This window comes from Geminicoccaceae bacterium, assembly GCA_020638465.1.
In the GTDB taxonomy this organism is placed as follows: Bacteria; Pseudomonadota; Alphaproteobacteria; order Geminicoccales; family Geminicoccaceae; genus JAGREO01.
This window is the reverse complement of sequence record JACKIM010000001.1, coordinates 1840790-1857421: the sequence shown is the minus strand read 5'-3', so window position 1 is coordinate 1857421 and position 16632 is coordinate 1840790. Positions and strand designations below refer to the sequence as shown.

The following is a 16632-nucleotide window of genomic DNA, read 5'->3' as shown; positions in this document are numbered from 1 at the left end:
TGGGTGGAATGAACAATCTGGCTGCGATCGGCCTCAACATGGCGATGACGCAGGAAGCCCAGCGCAAGCGGCAACGCGAAGAGCGTAAGGTCCGCAAGCAGAAGATCGCCGAACTCGACCGGAAGACAGCCCAGGCCCAGGCCGACGAACTCGACAGCCTCGCCGCACGCGTCGCCGCTGCACGCGCACGGGCGGGCGCATCCGGAACCGGTGCGACCGGCGGTGCCATCGACGCTCTCGTGCGCGGACTGGAACGGGACAGCGAACAGCAGATCAGCGGGCTGATCGGTGAACGCAACCGGCAGGTCGCCAGGCTCTCGCAATCGTCTCAGAAGTCGAAACAAGGCGGCCTGCTCGGCCTCGCAAGCGTCCTTCCCGGATTCCCGTCATCTTCCTCCGGCATGCGCAAGCGATCGCTACTGGATTGAACAATGACCGAGGAAACGTCTCGCCACGGACCCGCCACGAATATTCCGCCAGCGGGCAGCTTTCGCAAGTTCATCATATCCTGGAATGACACCCAGCATCTCGAAACCCCGATCCTGCACCGGACGTTGGCGGACTGGCTGGAAAAGGGCCTGCGGGAACATCGCACCGACCAACTGATGATGGTTTTCCGTGATGCGGGAAAATCGACGCTGGTCGGTCTCTATTGTGCCTGGCGCCTGTGTCATGCACCCGATCTGCGCATCCTCGTCGTCGCCGCGGAGCAGCAGCTCGCCACCCGGATGACCCGCAATATCCGCTCCATACTGGAGCGGCATCCGTTGGCAAGCCATGTGGCCGTCAGCGCGAGGAGCGAATGGGCGGCCGACCGGTTCACCATCGCCCGCCCGTCGACCCTGCGCGACCCGTCGGTGTGGGGCCGCGGCATCAACGGCAATCTCACTGGATCACGTGCGGATCTCATCATCTGCGACGATGTCGAGGTACCCAACACCGCGGGTACGGCGCAAGCGCGAATGGAGCTGCGCCGCAAGCTCGGCGAACTTCGCTTCATCCTCGTTCCCGGCGGAACGCGTCTCTATATCGGCACTCCGCACTGCCAGGACTCGATCTATCTCGATCCGCGCAGTATCCGCTGGCGCCGGACCGCATCGGAAGATCGCGGGAACACGCCATTCCTAGCGACGTTCGACCGGATCGAAATACCAGTCATCGACGAATGCGGCCACAGTGCCTGGCCTGAAAGGTTTCCGCTCGAAATCCTCGCCGACATGCAAAGGGAAACCGGTCCGGCGCGCTTTCGCAGCCAGATGATGCTGATGCCCGAGGCTATCGAGGACTGCCGTCTCGATCCGCAGAAACTGCAAGTCTATGACGACGAGATCGAGGTCAGCCAGGTGGGAGAGCGCATCGAACTGCGGCTGGGCAAACGCCGGATGCAGGGCACCTGTTGCTGGTGGGACCCTTCGTTCGGCCGTCCGGAGAGTGGCGATTCCAGTGTGGTTGCCTGCGTATTCACGGACTGCGAGGGACATTACTGGCTGCACGACATGGCCTATCTGACCTTCGACGAGACCCTGGTCGACGAGGTCGACGAAGCCAGCCAGCTTTGCCGGCAGGTCGTGGTTTTCGCCCGGCGCAACGAGCAGTATTCTGTCACGGTCGAGAACAATGGCATCGGCCAGTTCCTGCCGAGCCTGCTACGCCGGGAGGCAACGCGCCAGGGCGAGTGGCTGAGCGTGAATGAGCATCGGTCAACCCGATCGAAATCCACGCGCATCCTCGAGGCCTTCGACCCATTGCTGGCCGCAGGCCATCTGCATGTTCACCGCCGTGTGCTCGATTCCCCGCTGATCGACGAGATGCAGGACTGGTCACCGACCGGAAATCGCCACGACGACGGTCTCGATACAGTCAGCGGCTGCCTCTCCATGCAACCGGTACGCATCTCGGCCATCCGCTCGGGATTGCAGCGGCCCAACTGGAGAGGGGCCACTCATCAACTCGACGTCAGGGATGAATTCGGGGTCTTTTGAACGATTCGCGACTGCGCCCGCTTCATGCGACAGTCCGCCGGCGGAGTGCGGCTATCCTCCGGACCGACGATCGGCTAAAGCATCGCCAAAAGGAGATATTGCGATGCACAACGACAATCGCCCGAGGCGCAGCGTGCTGTACATGCCGGGCTCCAATCCCCGCGCGCTGGCCAAGGGGCGCGAAATCGGCGCCGATGCCCTGATCTTCGACCTCGAGGATGCCGTGGCCCCCGACGCCAAGGTGGGCGCGCGCGCCAGCATCATCGACGCCCTGGGCGCAAGGGGATCTTACGGCCGCCGCGAAATCATCGTCCGGACGAATGGCCTCGATACGGAATGGGGACGCGACGATCTCGTTTCCATGGCAAGGTCGGGTGCCGACGCGATCCTGCTGCCGAAGGTCGAACGTGGGGCAATGGTGGACGACGCCGCCACCATCCTCGGCGAAGCCGGTGCACCGGACAACCTTCCCATCTGGTGCATGATGGAGACCCCACGCGGCATTCTTCATGTCGAGGAAATCGCCGATCATCCGAGAGTTACCTGCCTCGTCCTCGGCACGTCCGACCTGACCAAGGACATGCGCTCGCTGCACACGCCCGCGCGCCTTCCGATGCTGCCATCGCTGGGTCTGTGCCTGCTCGCCGCACGCGCCTCCGGAATTGCCGTGCTCGACGGTGTACATCTCGACCTCGGCGACCTTGAGGGCCACGCCACCTCCTGTCGGCAGGGACGCGAGCTGGGTTTCGACGGAAAGACCCTCATTCATCCCAAACAGATCGAGGCTGCCAACAAAGCCTTTGCCCCGAGTGCTGAAGATCTCGCCTGGTCGAAAAAGATCATCACGGCATGGGAAACGGCCCGCAGCGAAGGCAAGGGCGTGGTCCTCGTCGACGGCCGCCTGGTGGAAAACCTGCATATCACCGAGGCCCGACGCCTTCTGGCCCTGGGCTCGGCGATCGAGGAGCTTCAGGCATGAGCAGCAAGAGTCAGAGCGGCCGGTTCTACGAAGACTTCACGATCGACGAGACCATTCATCACGCCACGCCGCGAACGATGACCGAGGCCGATGCAACCCTGTACCTGGCGCTTACGGGTTCCCGTTTCGCAGAGCAATGTTCGCTGCCCTTCGCGAAGGCCAACGGTCTGGAACGCTGTCCGATTGATGAACTTCTCGCGTTCCATATCGTCTTCGGAAAGTCGGTGCCGGACATCTCGCTCAATGCGGTGGCCAATCTCGGCTACGCCGATGTGCACTTCCATCAGCTCATCTATCCGGGCGACACGCTGACATCCGCCTCGAAGGTCATCGGCAAGAAGGAAATATCCAGCGGCAAGGCCGGAATCGTCTACGTCCACACCATAGGCACCAGGGAAGACGGCAGCACGGCCATCGACTTCATCCGCTGGGTGATGGTCAAGAAACGCAATGTCGACATACGGTCCGAACTCGCACAGGTGCCGTCGACCCGGCCCGGAATTCCAGCCAGCGAACTGCGACTGCCCGCCGGGCTCGGCCCGCTTTCGGTCGACACCCGACTATCGGGTTCGCCTTTCGGGTTCGAGGACTATGAGATCGGCGAGAAGATCGACCATCCGGATGGAATGGGGGTGATGCAGTCCGAACATCGCCTCGCGACCCGCCTCTACCAGAACACCGCCCGCGTCCATTTCAATGACCATGTGGAGAAGGATGGCAGACTGGGCGGTGTGATCGTCTATGGCGGCGTCGTCATCAGCCTCGCCCGCGCCCTGTCCTTCAACGGTCTCGCCAACGCGTTTCACCTGCTCGGCATCAATGGAGGCAGCCATGTCAACCCCTGCACCGGCGGCGATACGGTCTATGCCTGGTCCGAGGTGCTCGACAAGGCAGAGCTGTCGGAGGATGCCGGCGCGTTGCGGATGCGGCTGGTGGCCCTGAAGAACAGGAATGCCCATGATTTCCCGCTACGGGATGACAAGGGAGCCTATCTGCCCGACGTGCTGCTCGATCTCGACTACTGGGTCATGATCCCCAGAAAGACCGCATTGCACGACGGCCAATGAACGCGACCCGCCTCCGGCCGTTCGTCGTCCGGAGGCATGCCATCCCGACATGGCCACTTCAGGCGACGGGTTCACGTCCCATTTCGAGGAACTTGTTCTGCCGGTTGCGACGGAGTTCGGCGGATGACAACGGCAGGAGCTCCCGCAGATGGCGCGCGATGGTGTCCCCCACCGTCTCGATGGTCGTCGTGCGCCCGCGATGGGCCCCTCCCAGGGGCTCCTCGATGATCTCGTCGATGAGACCCAGCTCCTTGAGGTCCTGGGCCGTCAGCTTCAATGCCTCCGCAGCAGCCTCCGCCTGCTCGGCCTTCCGCCAGAGGATGGCAGCACAGCCTTCGGGAGAAATTACCGAGTAGATCGAATGTTCGAGCATGAGCACGCGATCCGCACTGGCAAGGGCAATGGCACCGCCCGATCCTCCCTCGCCGACGATCACGCTGATGATTGGCACCTTGAGGGTAAGGCAGGTCTCGATGCTGCGGGCAATGGCTTCCGCCTGACCGCGTTCCTCTGCACGAATGCCCGGATGGGCACCGGGCGTGTCGACAAGCGTCACCACCGGCAGTCCGAAGCGCTCGGCAAGGCGCATGAGCCGGATGGCCTTGCGGTAGCCTTCCGGGCGGGCCATGCCGAAATTGTGCTTGACACGTTCCTCGGTGTCCGCCCCCTTTTCGTGCCCGATCAGCATGACCGAGATACCGCGCAACCGCCCGAGCCCACCGGTGATCGCGTGATCGTCGCCAAAGCACCTGTCGCCAGCCAGCGGCGAAAAGTCCTTCATCAAAGTGTCGACATAGTCGCACATGTGCGGCCGGTCGGCATGTCGCGCCACCTGGGTCTTCTGCCAGGCGGTGAGTTTCCCGTAGGTCTGCGACAGCAGCTTGGCCGCCCGGCCCTCGAGGCGGGCGATCTCGTCACCCAGATCGAGATCACTGCCGTCGGCCAGATGTCGCAGCTCCTTGACCTTGCCTTCAAGCTCGGCAATCGGCTTCTCGAATTCCAGAAGGCTGCTCATGGTTCCCGTATTCGATGTGCTGGATCTTCTGTCGGGTTGTGGTCAAGGGGCGATACCTTGTCAATCGGGCAAGGTACCATCCGGCCAATGCCGCCAGCCCGCGACGTTCGACCTGCGGGGATGGCGACCCACCGGTTCCCGACGTGCCATTTTCGCAACAAAAGGTTGAGGTATCGTAGTGTTGCGGCAACAGCCTGTTTTCCTCACCGGCTGGTCGGATAAGAAATAACGACAAGATCCATGGCGCCCGAGACAGGCATCGGAATGTGACAGCAACAAGCGACCATACCCTATACCCGCTGCGAGGTAGCGACGTGCTGCCATTGCCGCAGGATGGCGAAGGCCCGAACCACACACGGTTCGCACCAAGCCCGACAGGTTACCTCCATATTGGCCACGCCTATTCCGCACTGTTCGCCTATGAGGCGGCCAGACAATCGGGAGGGCGCTTTGTCGTCCGGCTCGAGAACATCGACGCGCAGCGCTGTCGCAACGAGTTCGAGCAGGCCACACTGGACGATCTGAGCTGGCTCGGTCTGGAGTGGGAAGGCGATGTCCGGAGGCAGTCCGATCATGTCGGCCTTTACCAGGAGGCGATCGACGCACTTGCCGGGGCCGAACTGATCTATCCCTGTTTCTGCACGCGCAGGCAGATCCGTGCCGAAGTCGAGGAGGCCAGCAGGGCGCCGCATGGGCCAAGTGGGGAACTCCTCTATCCGGGGATCTGCCGCCATCTGACGGCAAGCGATCGCAGGTACCGGATGGCGCACGGCGAGCCCTATGCATGGCGTCTCGACACCACCCGAGCGATGGACCTAGCCGGACCGCTGTTCTGGTACGACTGCCGTGCCGGATGGGTGACGGCCCGGCCCGACCTGCTCGGTGATGTTGTGGTGGGACGCAAGGATTCGCCGACGAGCTATCACCTGTCGGTGACGCTGGATGATCATGTCCAGGGCGTTACGCTGATCACCCGCGGTGAAGACCTCTTTCATGCGACACATGTCCACCGCCTGTTACAGGCCCTGCTCGGACTGGATACGCCTCGCTATTATCACCACAATCTGGTTGCCGACAGTGGTGGAACAAGGCTCGCGAAACGCAACCGGGCCGTCACCCTGCGCCACATGAGGGATATCGGCAAGACACCGGCCGATGTGTGGCGTCTGCTCGGCCTTGGTGGCCCGAAGCCAGTCGCTTGAGCGGAGCAGGCCACATCTCCGGCGTCCTTGCCGGTCTGTTGCTGTTTGCCTCCTGCACATCGACCCTTGCCCCGTCCGCGCTGCCGACACCCATGCTCATCGCCGCCCCCCCGGGGCCGGCGAAGGCGCAGATCATGGCCGTTCACGGCTTCAACGACCACAGGACGGCATTCGCGGGCTTTGCCGCCTATGCCGCCGATCGCGGCATCCGGGTGATGGCCTATGATCAGCAGGGCTTTGGCGAGAGTGCCAATCTCGGGCTGTGGCCCGGCCGGGAACGACTCGTCGAGGATCTGGTCGACAGACTGGAAACGGCCCACGCGGAGCGTCCCGACCTGCCGCTCTACCTTCTCGGGGAGAGCATGGGCGGTGCCGTGAGTATCGTGACACTCGCGGAACATCCCGATCTTCCCGTCGAGGGCGTCATCCTGTCGGCTCCTGCCGTCTGGGGCGGGGATGCGATGAACCCCTTCTACCGGGCCGTGCTCTGGTTTGCCGCCCGTATCGCGCCCGGCTGGAAGCTTAGCGGTCAGGGGCTGGGAAAACTCGCATCAGACAATATCGACATGCTGCGGGCACTCCGGGACGATTCGCTCTATATCAAGGATACGCGGATCGACGCCATAGAGGGCGTGGTCGGCCTGATGCGCGACGCGCGCAATGACGGCCCTGCCCTGCAGCTCCCACGGCTCGTTCTCGGTGGAGCAAGGGACGAGATCATCCCGCCGGAAGCCTACCTGTCCTTTGTGGCAAGCCTCCATCCCAAGAACTGTATCGGTCTGAGCTATCCTGACGGCTGGCATCTTCTCCTGCGTGACCTCCAGCGTCGAACCGTCTGGAAGGACATCGTCGACTGGATCGACAACGGACATGTCCTGTCGCCCCGCCCGGACATGATCGCCTGCGGCAAGGCGGTCACGCCCGCATCCGGGCGATCAGGGCCAGGAGAAGAATGAACGATCCCTGTCGGCGATGAGTTGGCCGGCAATTACCATCTTGTGAACCTCGGAAGCCCCATCCACCAGACGTGCCTGCCGCGCATAGCGGTACATCCACTCAAGGGGGGTATCCCTGGAATATCCCTGAGCCCCCATGAGCTGAATGGCCGTATCCACCGCCTTGTGCAGCGCATCGGCGACCTGCACCTTCGCCATGGACACCTCCTTGCGTGCCCGGTCTCCGGCATCCAGCTTGATTGCGGCGCGCAAGGTGAGCAGCCGACCGATCTCGATCTGCATCGCAGCCTCGCCCAGCATCTGCTGCACCGACTCCTTGTCGGACAGTCTTTGCCCGAACGCCCTGCGTTCGCGGACATAGGGCATGCAGATTTCAAGCGCGCGCCGGGCCATGCCCAGCCAGCGCATGCAATGCGTCAACCGGGCAATACCCAGACGGATCTGTGTCACCTTCATGCCGAGACCTTCGCCCATCAGGACATTTTCGACCGGGATCTCCAGCCCGTCGAAGCGCAGTTCACAGTGCCCGCCATGCTCTTCCGGACCCATGATCGGGATGCGGCGAACGATGTCCCACCCCGGCTGATCGCGGTGGAACAGCATGGCCGTCAGTCCGCGACGCGGGTCATCGGAGGTTCGGGCAAGCAGGATGAAGTGAGCAGCGACCTCCGCCCCGGTAATGAACCATTTGCGCCCCTCGATGACATAGCGGTCGCCGCGGCGTTCCGCCCGTGTCTGCATCATGCCAGCCGGATCCGAGCCCGAGCCCGGAGCCGGTTCGGTCATGACGATGGCCGAACGTACCGTTCCGTCGATGACGGGCTGCAACCACCGGTCCTTCTGTGCATCGCTGGCACAACGTTCAAGACAGACCATGTTCCCGTCGTCGGGCGCGGCGCAATTGAAGGCCACGGGACCGAAACGCGACCGCGCCATCTCCTCGTAGAGCACCGACATGCCGACAATGCCCTGCCCCAGCCCGCCGCGCTCGACCGGCATCTGCGGGCACCACAATCCTTCCGCACGAACACGTTCGCGCAGGATCGACAGTGCATTTTCGGATATGTTCTCGCCTTCACCGAAACTCGCAGGATCATTCTCCAAGGGGAGAATTTCGCTTTCGACGAAAGCGACAACCCGGCGACGCAGATCTTCGAGCGATGGCGGTATCCCAAGAGAAATCACTGACGTTTCCACACCATCTCGAAAGGCTGCTGCATCTCGTCGTCCTGCATGGAAAAGATCATGCGATCGCCGTCGACCTTCGCTTCCACCGGATCGCTGTCCTCGGTGTAGAGAATGACCGTATCGCCCTTGTCTTCCCAGCGGCCCGTTTCCGTCTTGCCGTCCTCACCCGTGACCATCACCGTGCCATCGGCATTGAACACGGCGGTTCCGGACAATTTCGAGGCGAGCGAATCGAGCATGCCATCCATCATCTGCGTCATCTGCGAACGCATGTCCTCGGACACATCCTGGAGCTGCGACTGCATCATGACCCTGGCACTGGCAATGAACTCGTCCTTGTCGAGCTTCCATGTCCCCGTCATGTCCGCGGCAAGGACAGAGGTGGAGAACATGGCCAGAGAAAGCGACAACGCCAGAAGGGTACGACCTGATCTCATGAGTTTTTCCATCATTTCATATGTGAATGGGTTTGGCAAAAGCGGCGAGCGCCGCTTCCTTGATGGATTCTTCGAGTGTGGGGTGGGCATGGCACGTACGGGCGATATCCTCCGAACTGGCACCGTATTCCATTGCCAGCGCGACCTCGGCGATCATGGTCCCGGCCTCGGCACCGACGATGTGGCAACCCAGCACCCGATCCGTGTCCGCATCGGCTAGGATCTTGACAAAGCCCTCGGTCAGACCGGAAGCCCGCGCGCGACTGTTGGCGAGGAACGGGAATTTCCCCACCTTGTAGGAAATGCCCTCGGCCTTCAATTGCTCTTCGGTCTGACCGACCGCAGCCACCTCCGGCGCAGTGTAGATCACACCCGGAATGGCATCGTAATTGACGTGCGGCTTCTGTCCGGCCAGCAGCTCCGCCACCGCAACGCCTTCCTCTTCGGCCTTGTGCGCCAGCATCGGCCCGCGAATGACATCTCCGATGGCGTAGATCCCGGCTACCTTCGTCTGGAAGTGATCGTCGACCTCGATCATGCCGCGCCGGTCGGTCTCGATGCCGACATTCCCCAACCCGAGCCCTTCGGTGTAGGGGCGGCGCCCGATGGCAACGAGGACCGTGTCGCATCCAACGACCTCGCCCTCACCGCCTGCCGCGGGCTCCAGCGTCACCTTCAGCCGGTCTCCCGAACTGTCGATGCCCGTCACCTTGGTCGACAGCCTGAACTCCATGCCCTGCTTTTTGAGGATGCGTTGCAGGTTCTTCGACACCTCCGCATCCATGCCGGGGGTGATGTGGTCGAGGAATTCGACCACGGTCACTTCGGCACCCAGCCGCCCCCAGACGGAACCGAGTTCGAGACCTATGACACCGGCGCCAACGACCAGCAGGTGACCGGGCACTGCATCCAGGTCGAGGGCACCTGTCGACGTGACGATCCGCTTCTCGTCCGTCTCCACGCCCGGCAGCGGCGTGCTTTCCGACCCGGTGGCAATGACGATGGCACGGGTGGCGAGTTCCTGATCGCCGGCCCTGACTTTGCCCGGCGCGAGAATGGTCCCTGTAGCCTTGACATAGTCGACCTTGTTCTTCTTGAAGAGCCCCTCGATGCCCCTGGTCAGGCCGTCGACGATCTTGTCCTTGTTCTCCAGCATGGCATCCAGATCGAAACTGACATCGCCGGTGGTGATGCCATGGCCGCTCATGCCGTGTTTGGCCTCGTGATAGAGGTGGGAGGAATGCAGCAGTGCCTTGGATGGCATGCAGCCGACATTGAGGCAGGTGCCACCCAGCGTACCGCGCTTTTCTATACACGCCACCTTGAGCCCGAGTTGCGCCGCCTTGATGGCACAGACATAGCCACCGGGGCCGCCGCCGATCACCACGAGATCATAACCACCATCACTCATTGACCTACCTCCCGGGCTCAATCTGACCGTTTCCCGCCATGGAACCTAGCGGCAGCCGTGTCCGACGTCACGACAAGAGAATGCCCTCTACTGTCGCATGGCTGGCCATGAGGAACGCTTGACAGGCCGGCGCATCACCATCACCATCATCCTGTCAGTGCAACCATCAGAAAGGAGGTGATCCAATGTCGAGTGGTAAGGCCCTGTGCAGGCAGCCTTCGCGTGTGGAATCGGCAATGGAGCAGCCTTCATCGCCGATGTAGCAGCGAAACGGCCGTCATGAACGGTCGTTGGCTGGATGCAAGCCAGATCCACGGAAGGGCCGTCTGCGGGCGGCCCTTTTTTCATGGTCACGGGGAACGCGTCGTATCGTCTTCGACATCTTCTGCGACGGCCAGCCTTTCCACCTGCGCGAAGACGGCCTCCTGTCGCCTGCGGATCTCGGCTTCGGCGTCAGGGCCGGTGCTGGGGCCTTCATAGCTACCTTCCTCGCGAAGGGCATGGAAATACCCTTCGCCCGGAAGCCTGTCGCTCTTCCTGACAACGAGACAGGCAAGGTCGGGACCACCGTTCGCATCGTTGCGCTCGCTCACCTTGCCCAGATCCCTGCAAAGCGCGGCGACCGTGATCCGGGTCACCCGCCGCTCGAAGAAGGCCAGCAACTCGCCATAGGTGACACTCCGGCGCTCAAGTGCACGCCGCAGCAACACCTTCTCGAGTTGCTCGATATCGACCAGTTCAGATCCTCCGTGCTTCGAAGATATATCCGAGGAAGTTCATGAGGACCTGCGCCGCGAGGACGGATGTGATCCCCGTCGTGACAGCCCCTGGAGGATCTCCATCACCTCGTAGTGGAGAAATCCGCCATGGCTGGGAGTTCCCGTGCCCGGTGCGATCGACGGATCGAAACGCGCGCCGGAACGCCATTGGGTGCCCATGTCGCAAGGTATGCCGAGCACCGCGACATCGGCATCGATCTGCCCCCAGTCGGTAACCGGCGGTCGCTTGCCGAAGGTGCAGTGCCCGACGAATGGCAGGTCCAGCCTGTCCGTCTCATATCCGTGCGCCATGTGCTTCCCCTTCCCATACGTCCGGGTCCGCCCCCGCGCCACGTTCGTCACATGGACCGGCCGATGCAAGCACATTCACCCGACAGACGCGACAAAGTCCGTTTGCTACGTCACATTTCCCTTTTCCCCGACCGGTCACCTGATCGACAGGATCCGGCGGGCATCGATCACATTTTTCAAGGGAAATGACACCGCCATTTACGTTTTGTTAACGCGCGGAACGTAACCTGCGAAGGCGCTGAAGGAATCGGCGCCGGAAGGCAAGAAGCCCTCCGCAACCCGGGCATCCGCCCAGACTTCATGTAGAAGGAAACGCTCATGGCACTCTCAGGAACCACCAACACTTCCGCCAACACCGCTCTGCGTTACCTGACCCAGAACAACTCGCTCGCATCGAGCTCTCTTGCCAAGCTGTCGAGCGGATCGCGGATCGTGAAGGCTTCCGATGACGCGGCCTCGCTGGCTGTCGGAACCAAGATCCGTGCGGACGTCACAGCACTCAAGCAGGCCCAGGTCAACACCGGGCAGGCTTCGAGCATGCTGCAGGTCGCCGATGGCGCCCTGTCGCAGACTTCCGATATCCTCATGCGCCTGAAGGCCCTTTCGGTGCAGTCCCAGTCGGGCTCGGTCTCCGACAATGAACGGAACTTCCTCGACAAGGAATTCACCGCACTGGTCTCCCAGATCGACGACATCGCCGAGCAGACCAAGTTCAACGGCATGACGCTGTTGAACGGCGATACCGGCGTGACCGTCGCCGGCGCCACGGATATTGCCGGGGTGCACATCAGCGGCACCGCCGACGTCGTGACCGGCGACGGCACCGCCACCCTCAGCATGGCGACGGCGGCCACCGGCACGACGGCCGACGCCAAGCAGGCGATGACGTTCACCTATACCGATCAGGCCGGCACGGCCTTCACCGCGACCGTCACCGCATCCGCGGATGACAAGACGGCCTACAGCGGTGCGGTGGTGTTCGAGGGCACGGGCATCAGCCTGTCCCTGGACAAGTTCGACGGAACCACTGCCGTCACCGCCACCGATCTCGACATCACCAGCAACGACGTCTCCTTCCAGGTCGGCGTATCATCGACCGACACGATCGAGGTCGGGCTCGATGATATCCGCTCGACGGCGCTCGGCAATGTCAGCACCGGCACCCTCGCCGATGCCGACGGTGCCGGCGCGGGAACCGGCAAGGCCAACATCCGCACCCGCGAAGGCGCCATCAAGGCGGGCGATATCCTCGACAACGCGATTGCCCAGATCAACGAGGACCGGGCCAATATCGGCGCCGCCATTTCCCGCTTCGACTTCGCATCGGCCAATCTGGCGACCTCGATCGAGAACCTCGATGCCGCCCGATCCACGCTGATGGACGTCGACATGGCCAGCGAGATGAGCAACTTCTCGTCCAAGCAGGTCATGATGCAGGCATCTGTCGCCATGCTCGCGCAGGCCAACCAGATGCCCCAGCAGCTCCTCAGGTTGCTGAACTAGGCCATTGCGCAGCCGGGTCGCAGATGAATGCTGCGACCCGGCAAGCGGGCAAATGCCAGTCGGATATTGAACGATGTTGAAAGATCTTTCGGGTATCGTCCCATCACACACACCCCCACCTCCCGTGGGTAGGTTTGAACCGAGATCGACCGAGGTCGAACGGAATGCCGTAGCGCAACCCGCTTCAATCCCGACCGGAAATACGGACATCGCATCAACCGTCGCCGATGCGAACACGACTCTCGACAGCGTAGCGGAAAAGGCGGCGACAAAGATGTTTCCGGGACGCGAGATCAAGGTCGAGAGCTTCAAGGATGAACCCAGCGGGCGCTTTGTCTACCGGGTCGCCGACAAGAACAGCGGCCAGGTCATTCACGAGAGTCCGCCCGAAGAACTGCTCCGTTTCTTTGCCAGTGCCCGCGAGGGAAATCCGGGGCCGATCGTCCACCTCGAAGCCTAGGCCTCTCGAGGTCACCGCTCTGAAGGAGCAAGCCGATGGATTCGCTCAGCTTTGGATCACTGACTACGACCAATGGCTCTACCCGCCTTTCCGGCACGTCTTCCAAGCTGGACACCGAGGCGCTGGTTTCAGCGGCCTACGAGGCCAAGCGTATCGGCGCGGTGAGGCTTGAAACGAAGATCACCAAGAACGAGGCCAAGCTTACCGCCTTCGGCGAGATGAAGTCGCTGCTCGAAAACCTCAAGGCGACAGTGGCTCCCCTTCGAAATCCTCCCGGTCTACTCGGTCTCAAGGATAACATGTTCGAGCAGAAGGCGGCGTTCTTCACCTCGAGCAGTTCGACCAGCCCGACCGACATTCTCGGTGTCTCGGCCGACAATAGCGCCCAGATCGGTTCGTTCGAGATCACCGTCAACAAGCTCGCCACCGCCAACAAGATTTCCAGCATGAGCACATCGGCGGTCGACCAGACGCTGGCCGATGCCTGGAACGGCGGCACGGCCTTTTCCGGCACGATCGAACTCGGTGTTGCGGGTGGCTCCACGGCGTCGATCAACGTCGATGGCACGATGGACCTTGCAGATCTGGCGGATGCCATCAATGCTCAGACATCCACCACCGGCGTTCGTGCCAGCATGCTGAAGGTCTCCGATACCGACTATCGCATGGTGCTGACTGCAACCGATACCGGCAAGGCGATCACGCTCAATGATTCAAGCGGTATCACCGGCGGATTCAATACGACCGAACTGCAGGCTGCCGGAATGGCCGAGATCGAGATCGACGGTGTCACCGTCGTCCGCGAATCCAACCAGATCGATGATCTGGCAGGCGGACTGACCATCAACCTGTTCAAGGCCGAGCCCGGTACGAAGATCGGTGTGTCGGTCGAGTCTTCACTGGCCAACGTGAAGGAGCAGATCGGCGCGTTTGTCGAAGCCTACAACAATTTCCGGACGTTCGTGGACAACCAGTCGACCATTTCGGCTACGGGTGATGTCGCCGAGGAAGCGTTCCTTTATGGCGACCGTACCATGCGCGATGCCATGCAGGGGTTGAGCAGTCTGGCAGGTGGCGATGTCGCGGGGCTGTCCGATGATGCCCTGTCGACCCTGCGCGGCATCGGCATCACCATGAACGAAGCCAACATGCTCGAAGTCGATGACAGCAAGCTCGACAATGCCCTGCTGACCCGGCTTGATGAAGTTCGCAACGTATTCGAATTCGACTTCCAGTCATCATCCAATGATTTGCGTGTCTTCAACCGCACCAATGACCTCGCGGCTACCGATTTCAGCGTTGAAATTACCGATGCCGACAATGACGGTGTCCCGGAGAAGGTCATGATCGGCGGCGTGGAGGCCGAGTTCGACGGATCGACGATCCGCGGGCCCGAAGGCTCGGACTTTGCTGGCCTGGAACTGCTATGGGCAGGAAGCGGCTCGACGACAATCGACGTTCACGCAAGCCAGGGCATCGCAGACAAGTTCTACAACTATCTCGATGAAGTTCTCGACCCCTACGGCGGAGCGCTGGCCTCGGCAGTGAAGAACATCGAGGATGTCAATGATGACTACCAGACAAACATCGCGCAGATCGAAGATCGGGCTGCACGGGCACGTGACAAGCTGATCGAGCGCTTTGCCAACATGGAAGCGGCCCTGAGCATCGCCAACACCATTCTCAACCAGATTCGCACCCAAGTGGATGCCATGACGTCAAGCAACTGATCGCGCATCTCAATGTCGGAGGCCAATGCTTAATGTATCCAACCGTGCAGAACCAGTATCGTGCCGCTCAGGCTTACCAGACTGCGTCCGAGAACGTGACTGCGGCCCAGGCAATCGTGATGCTCTATGATGGCGCCATCAGGCGCATTCTCGATGCCCGCAAGGCCATTGAGGAAAAGCGCATCGAGGATCGGTATCATTCGATCACCCGAGCCTACAACATCATCAACGGCCTCCATTGCCACCTTGATTTCGAGGCCGGTGGTGAAATCGCCAAGCTGCTCGACCAATACTATTCGTATATTCTCCACCGACTGACGGAGGTCAACATCAAGAACGACCCGTCGATCTGCAGCGAACTCGTCGAGCGCCTGCGGGAGATGCGCGCGAGCTGGTGCCACATTGCCGAAAACGACGACACCGGCAAACCGTCCCGCCCCCACGACAATATTCAGCTGGGTGAACTCACTGCCTGATCCACAAGACCGCCAACCCGGCCCGGCCGGTCCGGGTTGGTGAATGGTCGAACGCGTGAAGCCGTAAGTCCCCTCAGCACGGATGGGCTGCATGGATCCAGCCGCCGCCCAGAACGCGGTCTCCGTCATACAGCACGGCGGCCTGCCCCTTTGCGATCCCGCTCTGCGGCTCCGCGAATTCGAGGATACCCTGGGCATGGTGGAATCGAGCGGCTACGGCGGGCTCGTTGTAGCGGTGCTTTGCGCTCACCCCGAGAACATCTGGCATTTCCGCCAGCAGATTCAGATTCCGTAACTCCATGCTTCGGCTCAAGGTCGCCTTGCGGGGCCCGACGAGAATACGGTGACGCCCCCGGTCGATCTCAACGACATAGAGCCGCTCGCCGGTGCTGACTTCGAGCCCGCGCCGCTGGCCCACAGTGTAGTGTCCGACACCCTGGTGCCGGCCCAGTACCTTGCCATCGACGTGAACGATATCGCCCTGCTGCATCGCATCCGGTCGCAGCTTTCGCAGCAATGAACTATAGTGCCCCTGCGGGACGAAACAGATGTCCTGGCTTTCAGGCTTGCGCGCCACCGGCAGGGCGAGCCTTTCGGCATGCGCCCGCGTCTCGTTCTTTTCGAGATCGCCAAGCGGAAAACGGCAATAGTCAAGCTGTTCCCGCGTTGTGGCAAACAGGAAATAGCTCTGGTCCTTCGCCTTGTCGCGGGCACGATACATCCGAACACCGCCAACGTCAGGCACCCGTCTCACATAGTGACCGGTTGCCAACGCAGAAGCTCCGAGTTCGCGGGCGGTCTGCAACAGGTCGGTGAACTTGACCGACTGATTGCAACGGATGCAGGGCACCGGTGTCTGGCCATTGCCATAGGTTTCGACAAAATCATCGATAACCGCCTCGCGGAAACGTTCCTCCATATCGAGCACATAATGGGGAATTCCCAACTGGTCACATACCGCGCGGGCATCGCGTATATCCTGCCCGGCACAACATGCCCCCTTGCGCCCGGTCGCTGAACCATGGTCGTAGAGCTGTAGCGTGATGCCGATGACGTCGAACCCCGACTCCGCCAGCAGAGCCGCGGTCACAGAGCTGTCGACACCTCCCGACATGGCCACGACCACCCGCGCACCCGATTCGATAGCAGGATCCAT

Annotated in this window: 17 protein-coding genes; 10 read left to right on the top strand and 7 right to left on the bottom strand. The window is 61.8% G+C overall.

Annotated features, from left to right (window positions below; all coding sequences use genetic code 11):
* The first annotated feature begins 8 nt into the window (after nt 1–8).
* The 4 genes from H6851_08860 to H6851_08845 all read left to right on the top strand — a co-directional run bounded on the left by H6851_08860 (nt 9) and on the right by H6851_08845 (nt 4028).
* Nucleotides 9–428, top strand: coding sequence for a hypothetical protein (locus H6851_08860; protein MCB9943712.1), 420 nt, complete (start codon nt 9–11; stop codon nt 426–428).
* A gap of 3 nt (nt 429–431) precedes the next feature.
* A complete protein-coding gene (gene terL / locus H6851_08855) occupies nt 432–1982 on the top strand; it encodes a phage terminase large subunit (GenBank protein ID MCB9943711.1) in 1551 nt (516 codons plus the stop codon).
* 103 nt (nt 1983–2085) lie between these two features.
* Entirely contained in the window at nt 2086–2961 is an 876-nt protein-coding gene (locus H6851_08850) for a CoA ester lyase (protein MCB9943710.1), read from the top strand.
* Nucleotides 2958–4028, top strand: a complete 1071-nt coding sequence (locus H6851_08845) for a MaoC family dehydratase (protein MCB9943709.1) — start codon at nt 2958–2960, stop codon at nt 4026–4028. The genes H6851_08850 and H6851_08845 overlap by 4 nt, the downstream gene beginning before the upstream one ends.
* 58 nt (nt 4029–4086) lie before the next feature.
* Here H6851_08845 and H6851_08840 read toward each other — a convergent pair whose 3' ends face one another.
* Entirely contained in the window at nt 4087–5043 is a 957-nt protein-coding gene (locus H6851_08840; protein ID MCB9943708.1) for an acetyl-CoA carboxylase carboxyltransferase subunit alpha, read from the bottom strand.
* A gap of 323 nt (nt 5044–5366) precedes the next feature.
* Between H6851_08840 and gluQRS the strand changes: the two genes are divergently transcribed.
* Nucleotides 5367–6245 carry a tRNA glutamyl-Q(34) synthetase GluQRS gene (gluQRS, locus tag H6851_08835; GenBank protein MCB9943707.1) on the top strand — a complete coding sequence of 293 codons (879 nt, stop codon included), beginning with the start codon at nt 5367–5369 and terminating at the stop codon, nt 6243–6245.
* Nucleotides 6242–7201: a lysophospholipase gene (locus tag H6851_08830; GenBank protein MCB9943706.1), complete on the top strand. Its 960-nt coding sequence runs from the start codon at nt 6242–6244 to the stop codon at nt 7199–7201. Before gluQRS ends, H6851_08830 begins: the two co-directional genes overlap by 4 nt.
* Here the strand turns inward: H6851_08830 and H6851_08825 are convergent.
* The 5 genes from H6851_08825 to H6851_08805 form a co-directional block, all read right to left on the bottom strand.
* Nucleotides 7181–8383: an acyl-CoA dehydrogenase family protein gene (locus H6851_08825; GenBank protein ID MCB9943705.1), complete on the bottom strand. Its 1203-nt coding sequence runs from the start codon at nt 8381–8383 to the stop codon at nt 7181–7183. The two genes, H6851_08830 and H6851_08825, sit on opposite strands and share 21 nt — an antisense overlap.
* Entirely contained in the window at nt 8383–8826 is a 444-nt protein-coding gene (locus tag H6851_08820; GenBank protein MCB9943704.1) for a hypothetical protein, read from the bottom strand. The genes H6851_08825 and H6851_08820 overlap by 1 nt, the downstream gene beginning before the upstream one ends.
* A gap of 16 nt (nt 8827–8842) precedes the next feature.
* A complete protein-coding gene (locus H6851_08815; protein MCB9943703.1) occupies nt 8843–10237 on the bottom strand; it encodes a dihydrolipoyl dehydrogenase in 1395 nt (464 codons plus the stop codon).
* Between the two features lie 350 nt (nt 10238–10587).
* A complete protein-coding gene (locus tag H6851_08810) occupies nt 10588–10944 on the bottom strand; it encodes a ribose-phosphate pyrophosphokinase (GenBank protein MCB9943702.1) in 357 nt (118 codons plus the stop codon).
* Between the two features lie 69 nt (nt 10945–11013).
* Nucleotides 11014–11307, bottom strand: coding sequence for an arginase family protein (locus H6851_08805; protein ID MCB9943701.1), 294 nt, complete (start codon nt 11305–11307; stop codon nt 11014–11016).
* A gap of 318 nt (nt 11308–11625) precedes the next feature.
* Here H6851_08805 and H6851_08800 point away from each other — a divergent pair, with 318 nt between their 5' ends.
* The 4 genes from H6851_08800 to fliS all read left to right on the top strand — a co-directional run bounded on the left by H6851_08800 (nt 11626) and on the right by fliS (nt 15476).
* Nucleotides 11626–12810 (top strand): flagellin, encoded by a 1185-nt coding sequence (locus tag H6851_08800; GenBank protein ID MCB9943700.1) that lies wholly within the window; start codon nt 11626–11628, stop codon nt 12808–12810.
* 73 nt (nt 12811–12883) lie between these two features.
* Nucleotides 12884–13270, top strand: a complete 387-nt coding sequence (locus H6851_08795; GenBank protein MCB9943699.1) for a flagellar protein FlaG — start codon at nt 12884–12886, stop codon at nt 13268–13270.
* Nucleotides 13271–13305: 35 nt separating this feature from the next.
* Nucleotides 13306–15000: a flagellar filament capping protein FliD gene (fliD, locus tag H6851_08790; protein ID MCB9943698.1), complete on the top strand. Its 1695-nt coding sequence runs from the start codon at nt 13306–13308 to the stop codon at nt 14998–15000.
* 32 nt (nt 15001–15032) lie between these two features.
* Entirely contained in the window at nt 15033–15476 is a 444-nt protein-coding gene (fliS, locus tag H6851_08785) for a flagellar export chaperone FliS (protein MCB9943697.1), read from the top strand.
* Between the two features lie 73 nt (nt 15477–15549).
* On the opposite strand, the gene mnmA is transcribed toward fliS, so the two are convergent.
* Complete coding sequence (gene mnmA, locus H6851_08780) at nt 15550–16632, bottom strand: tRNA 2-thiouridine(34) synthase MnmA (GenBank protein MCB9943696.1); 1083 nt, start codon at nt 16630–16632, stop codon at nt 15550–15552.

Coding starts and splice junctions, on each gene's coding strand:
- H6851_08860 (MCB9943712.1), top strand. CDS start 9: ATGAACAATCTGGCTGCGATCGGCCTCAACATGGCGATGACGCAGGAA.
- terL (MCB9943711.1), top strand. CDS start 432: ATGACCGAGGAAACGTCTCGCCACGGACCCGCCACGAATATTCCGCCA.
- H6851_08850 (MCB9943710.1), top strand. CDS start 2,086: ATGCACAACGACAATCGCCCGAGGCGCAGCGTGCTGTACATGCCGGGC.
- H6851_08845 (MCB9943709.1), top strand. CDS start 2,958: ATGAGCAGCAAGAGTCAGAGCGGCCGGTTCTACGAAGACTTCACGATC.
- H6851_08840 (MCB9943708.1), bottom strand. CDS start 5,043: ATGAGCAGCCTTCTGGAATTCGAGAAGCCGATTGCCGAGCTTGAAGGC.
- H6851_08820 (MCB9943704.1), bottom strand. CDS start 8,826: ATGAGATCAGGTCGTACCCTTCTGGCGTTGTCGCTTTCTCTGGCCATG.
- H6851_08815 (MCB9943703.1), bottom strand. CDS start 10,237: ATGAGTGATGGTGGTTATGATCTCGTGGTGATCGGCGGCGGCCCCGGT.
- H6851_08805 (MCB9943701.1), bottom strand. CDS start 11,307: ATGGCGCACGGATATGAGACGGACAGGCTGGACCTGCCATTCGTCGGG.
- H6851_08800 (MCB9943700.1), top strand. CDS start 11,626: ATGGCACTCTCAGGAACCACCAACACTTCCGCCAACACCGCTCTGCGT.
- H6851_08795 (MCB9943699.1), top strand. CDS start 12,884: ATGTTGAAAGATCTTTCGGGTATCGTCCCATCACACACACCCCCACCT.
- fliD (MCB9943698.1), top strand. CDS start 13,306: ATGGATTCGCTCAGCTTTGGATCACTGACTACGACCAATGGCTCTACC.
- fliS (MCB9943697.1), top strand. CDS start 15,033: ATGTATCCAACCGTGCAGAACCAGTATCGTGCCGCTCAGGCTTACCAG.
- mnmA (MCB9943696.1), bottom strand. CDS start 16,632: ATGGATCCTGCTATCGAATCGGGTGCGCGGGTGGTCGTGGCCATGTCG.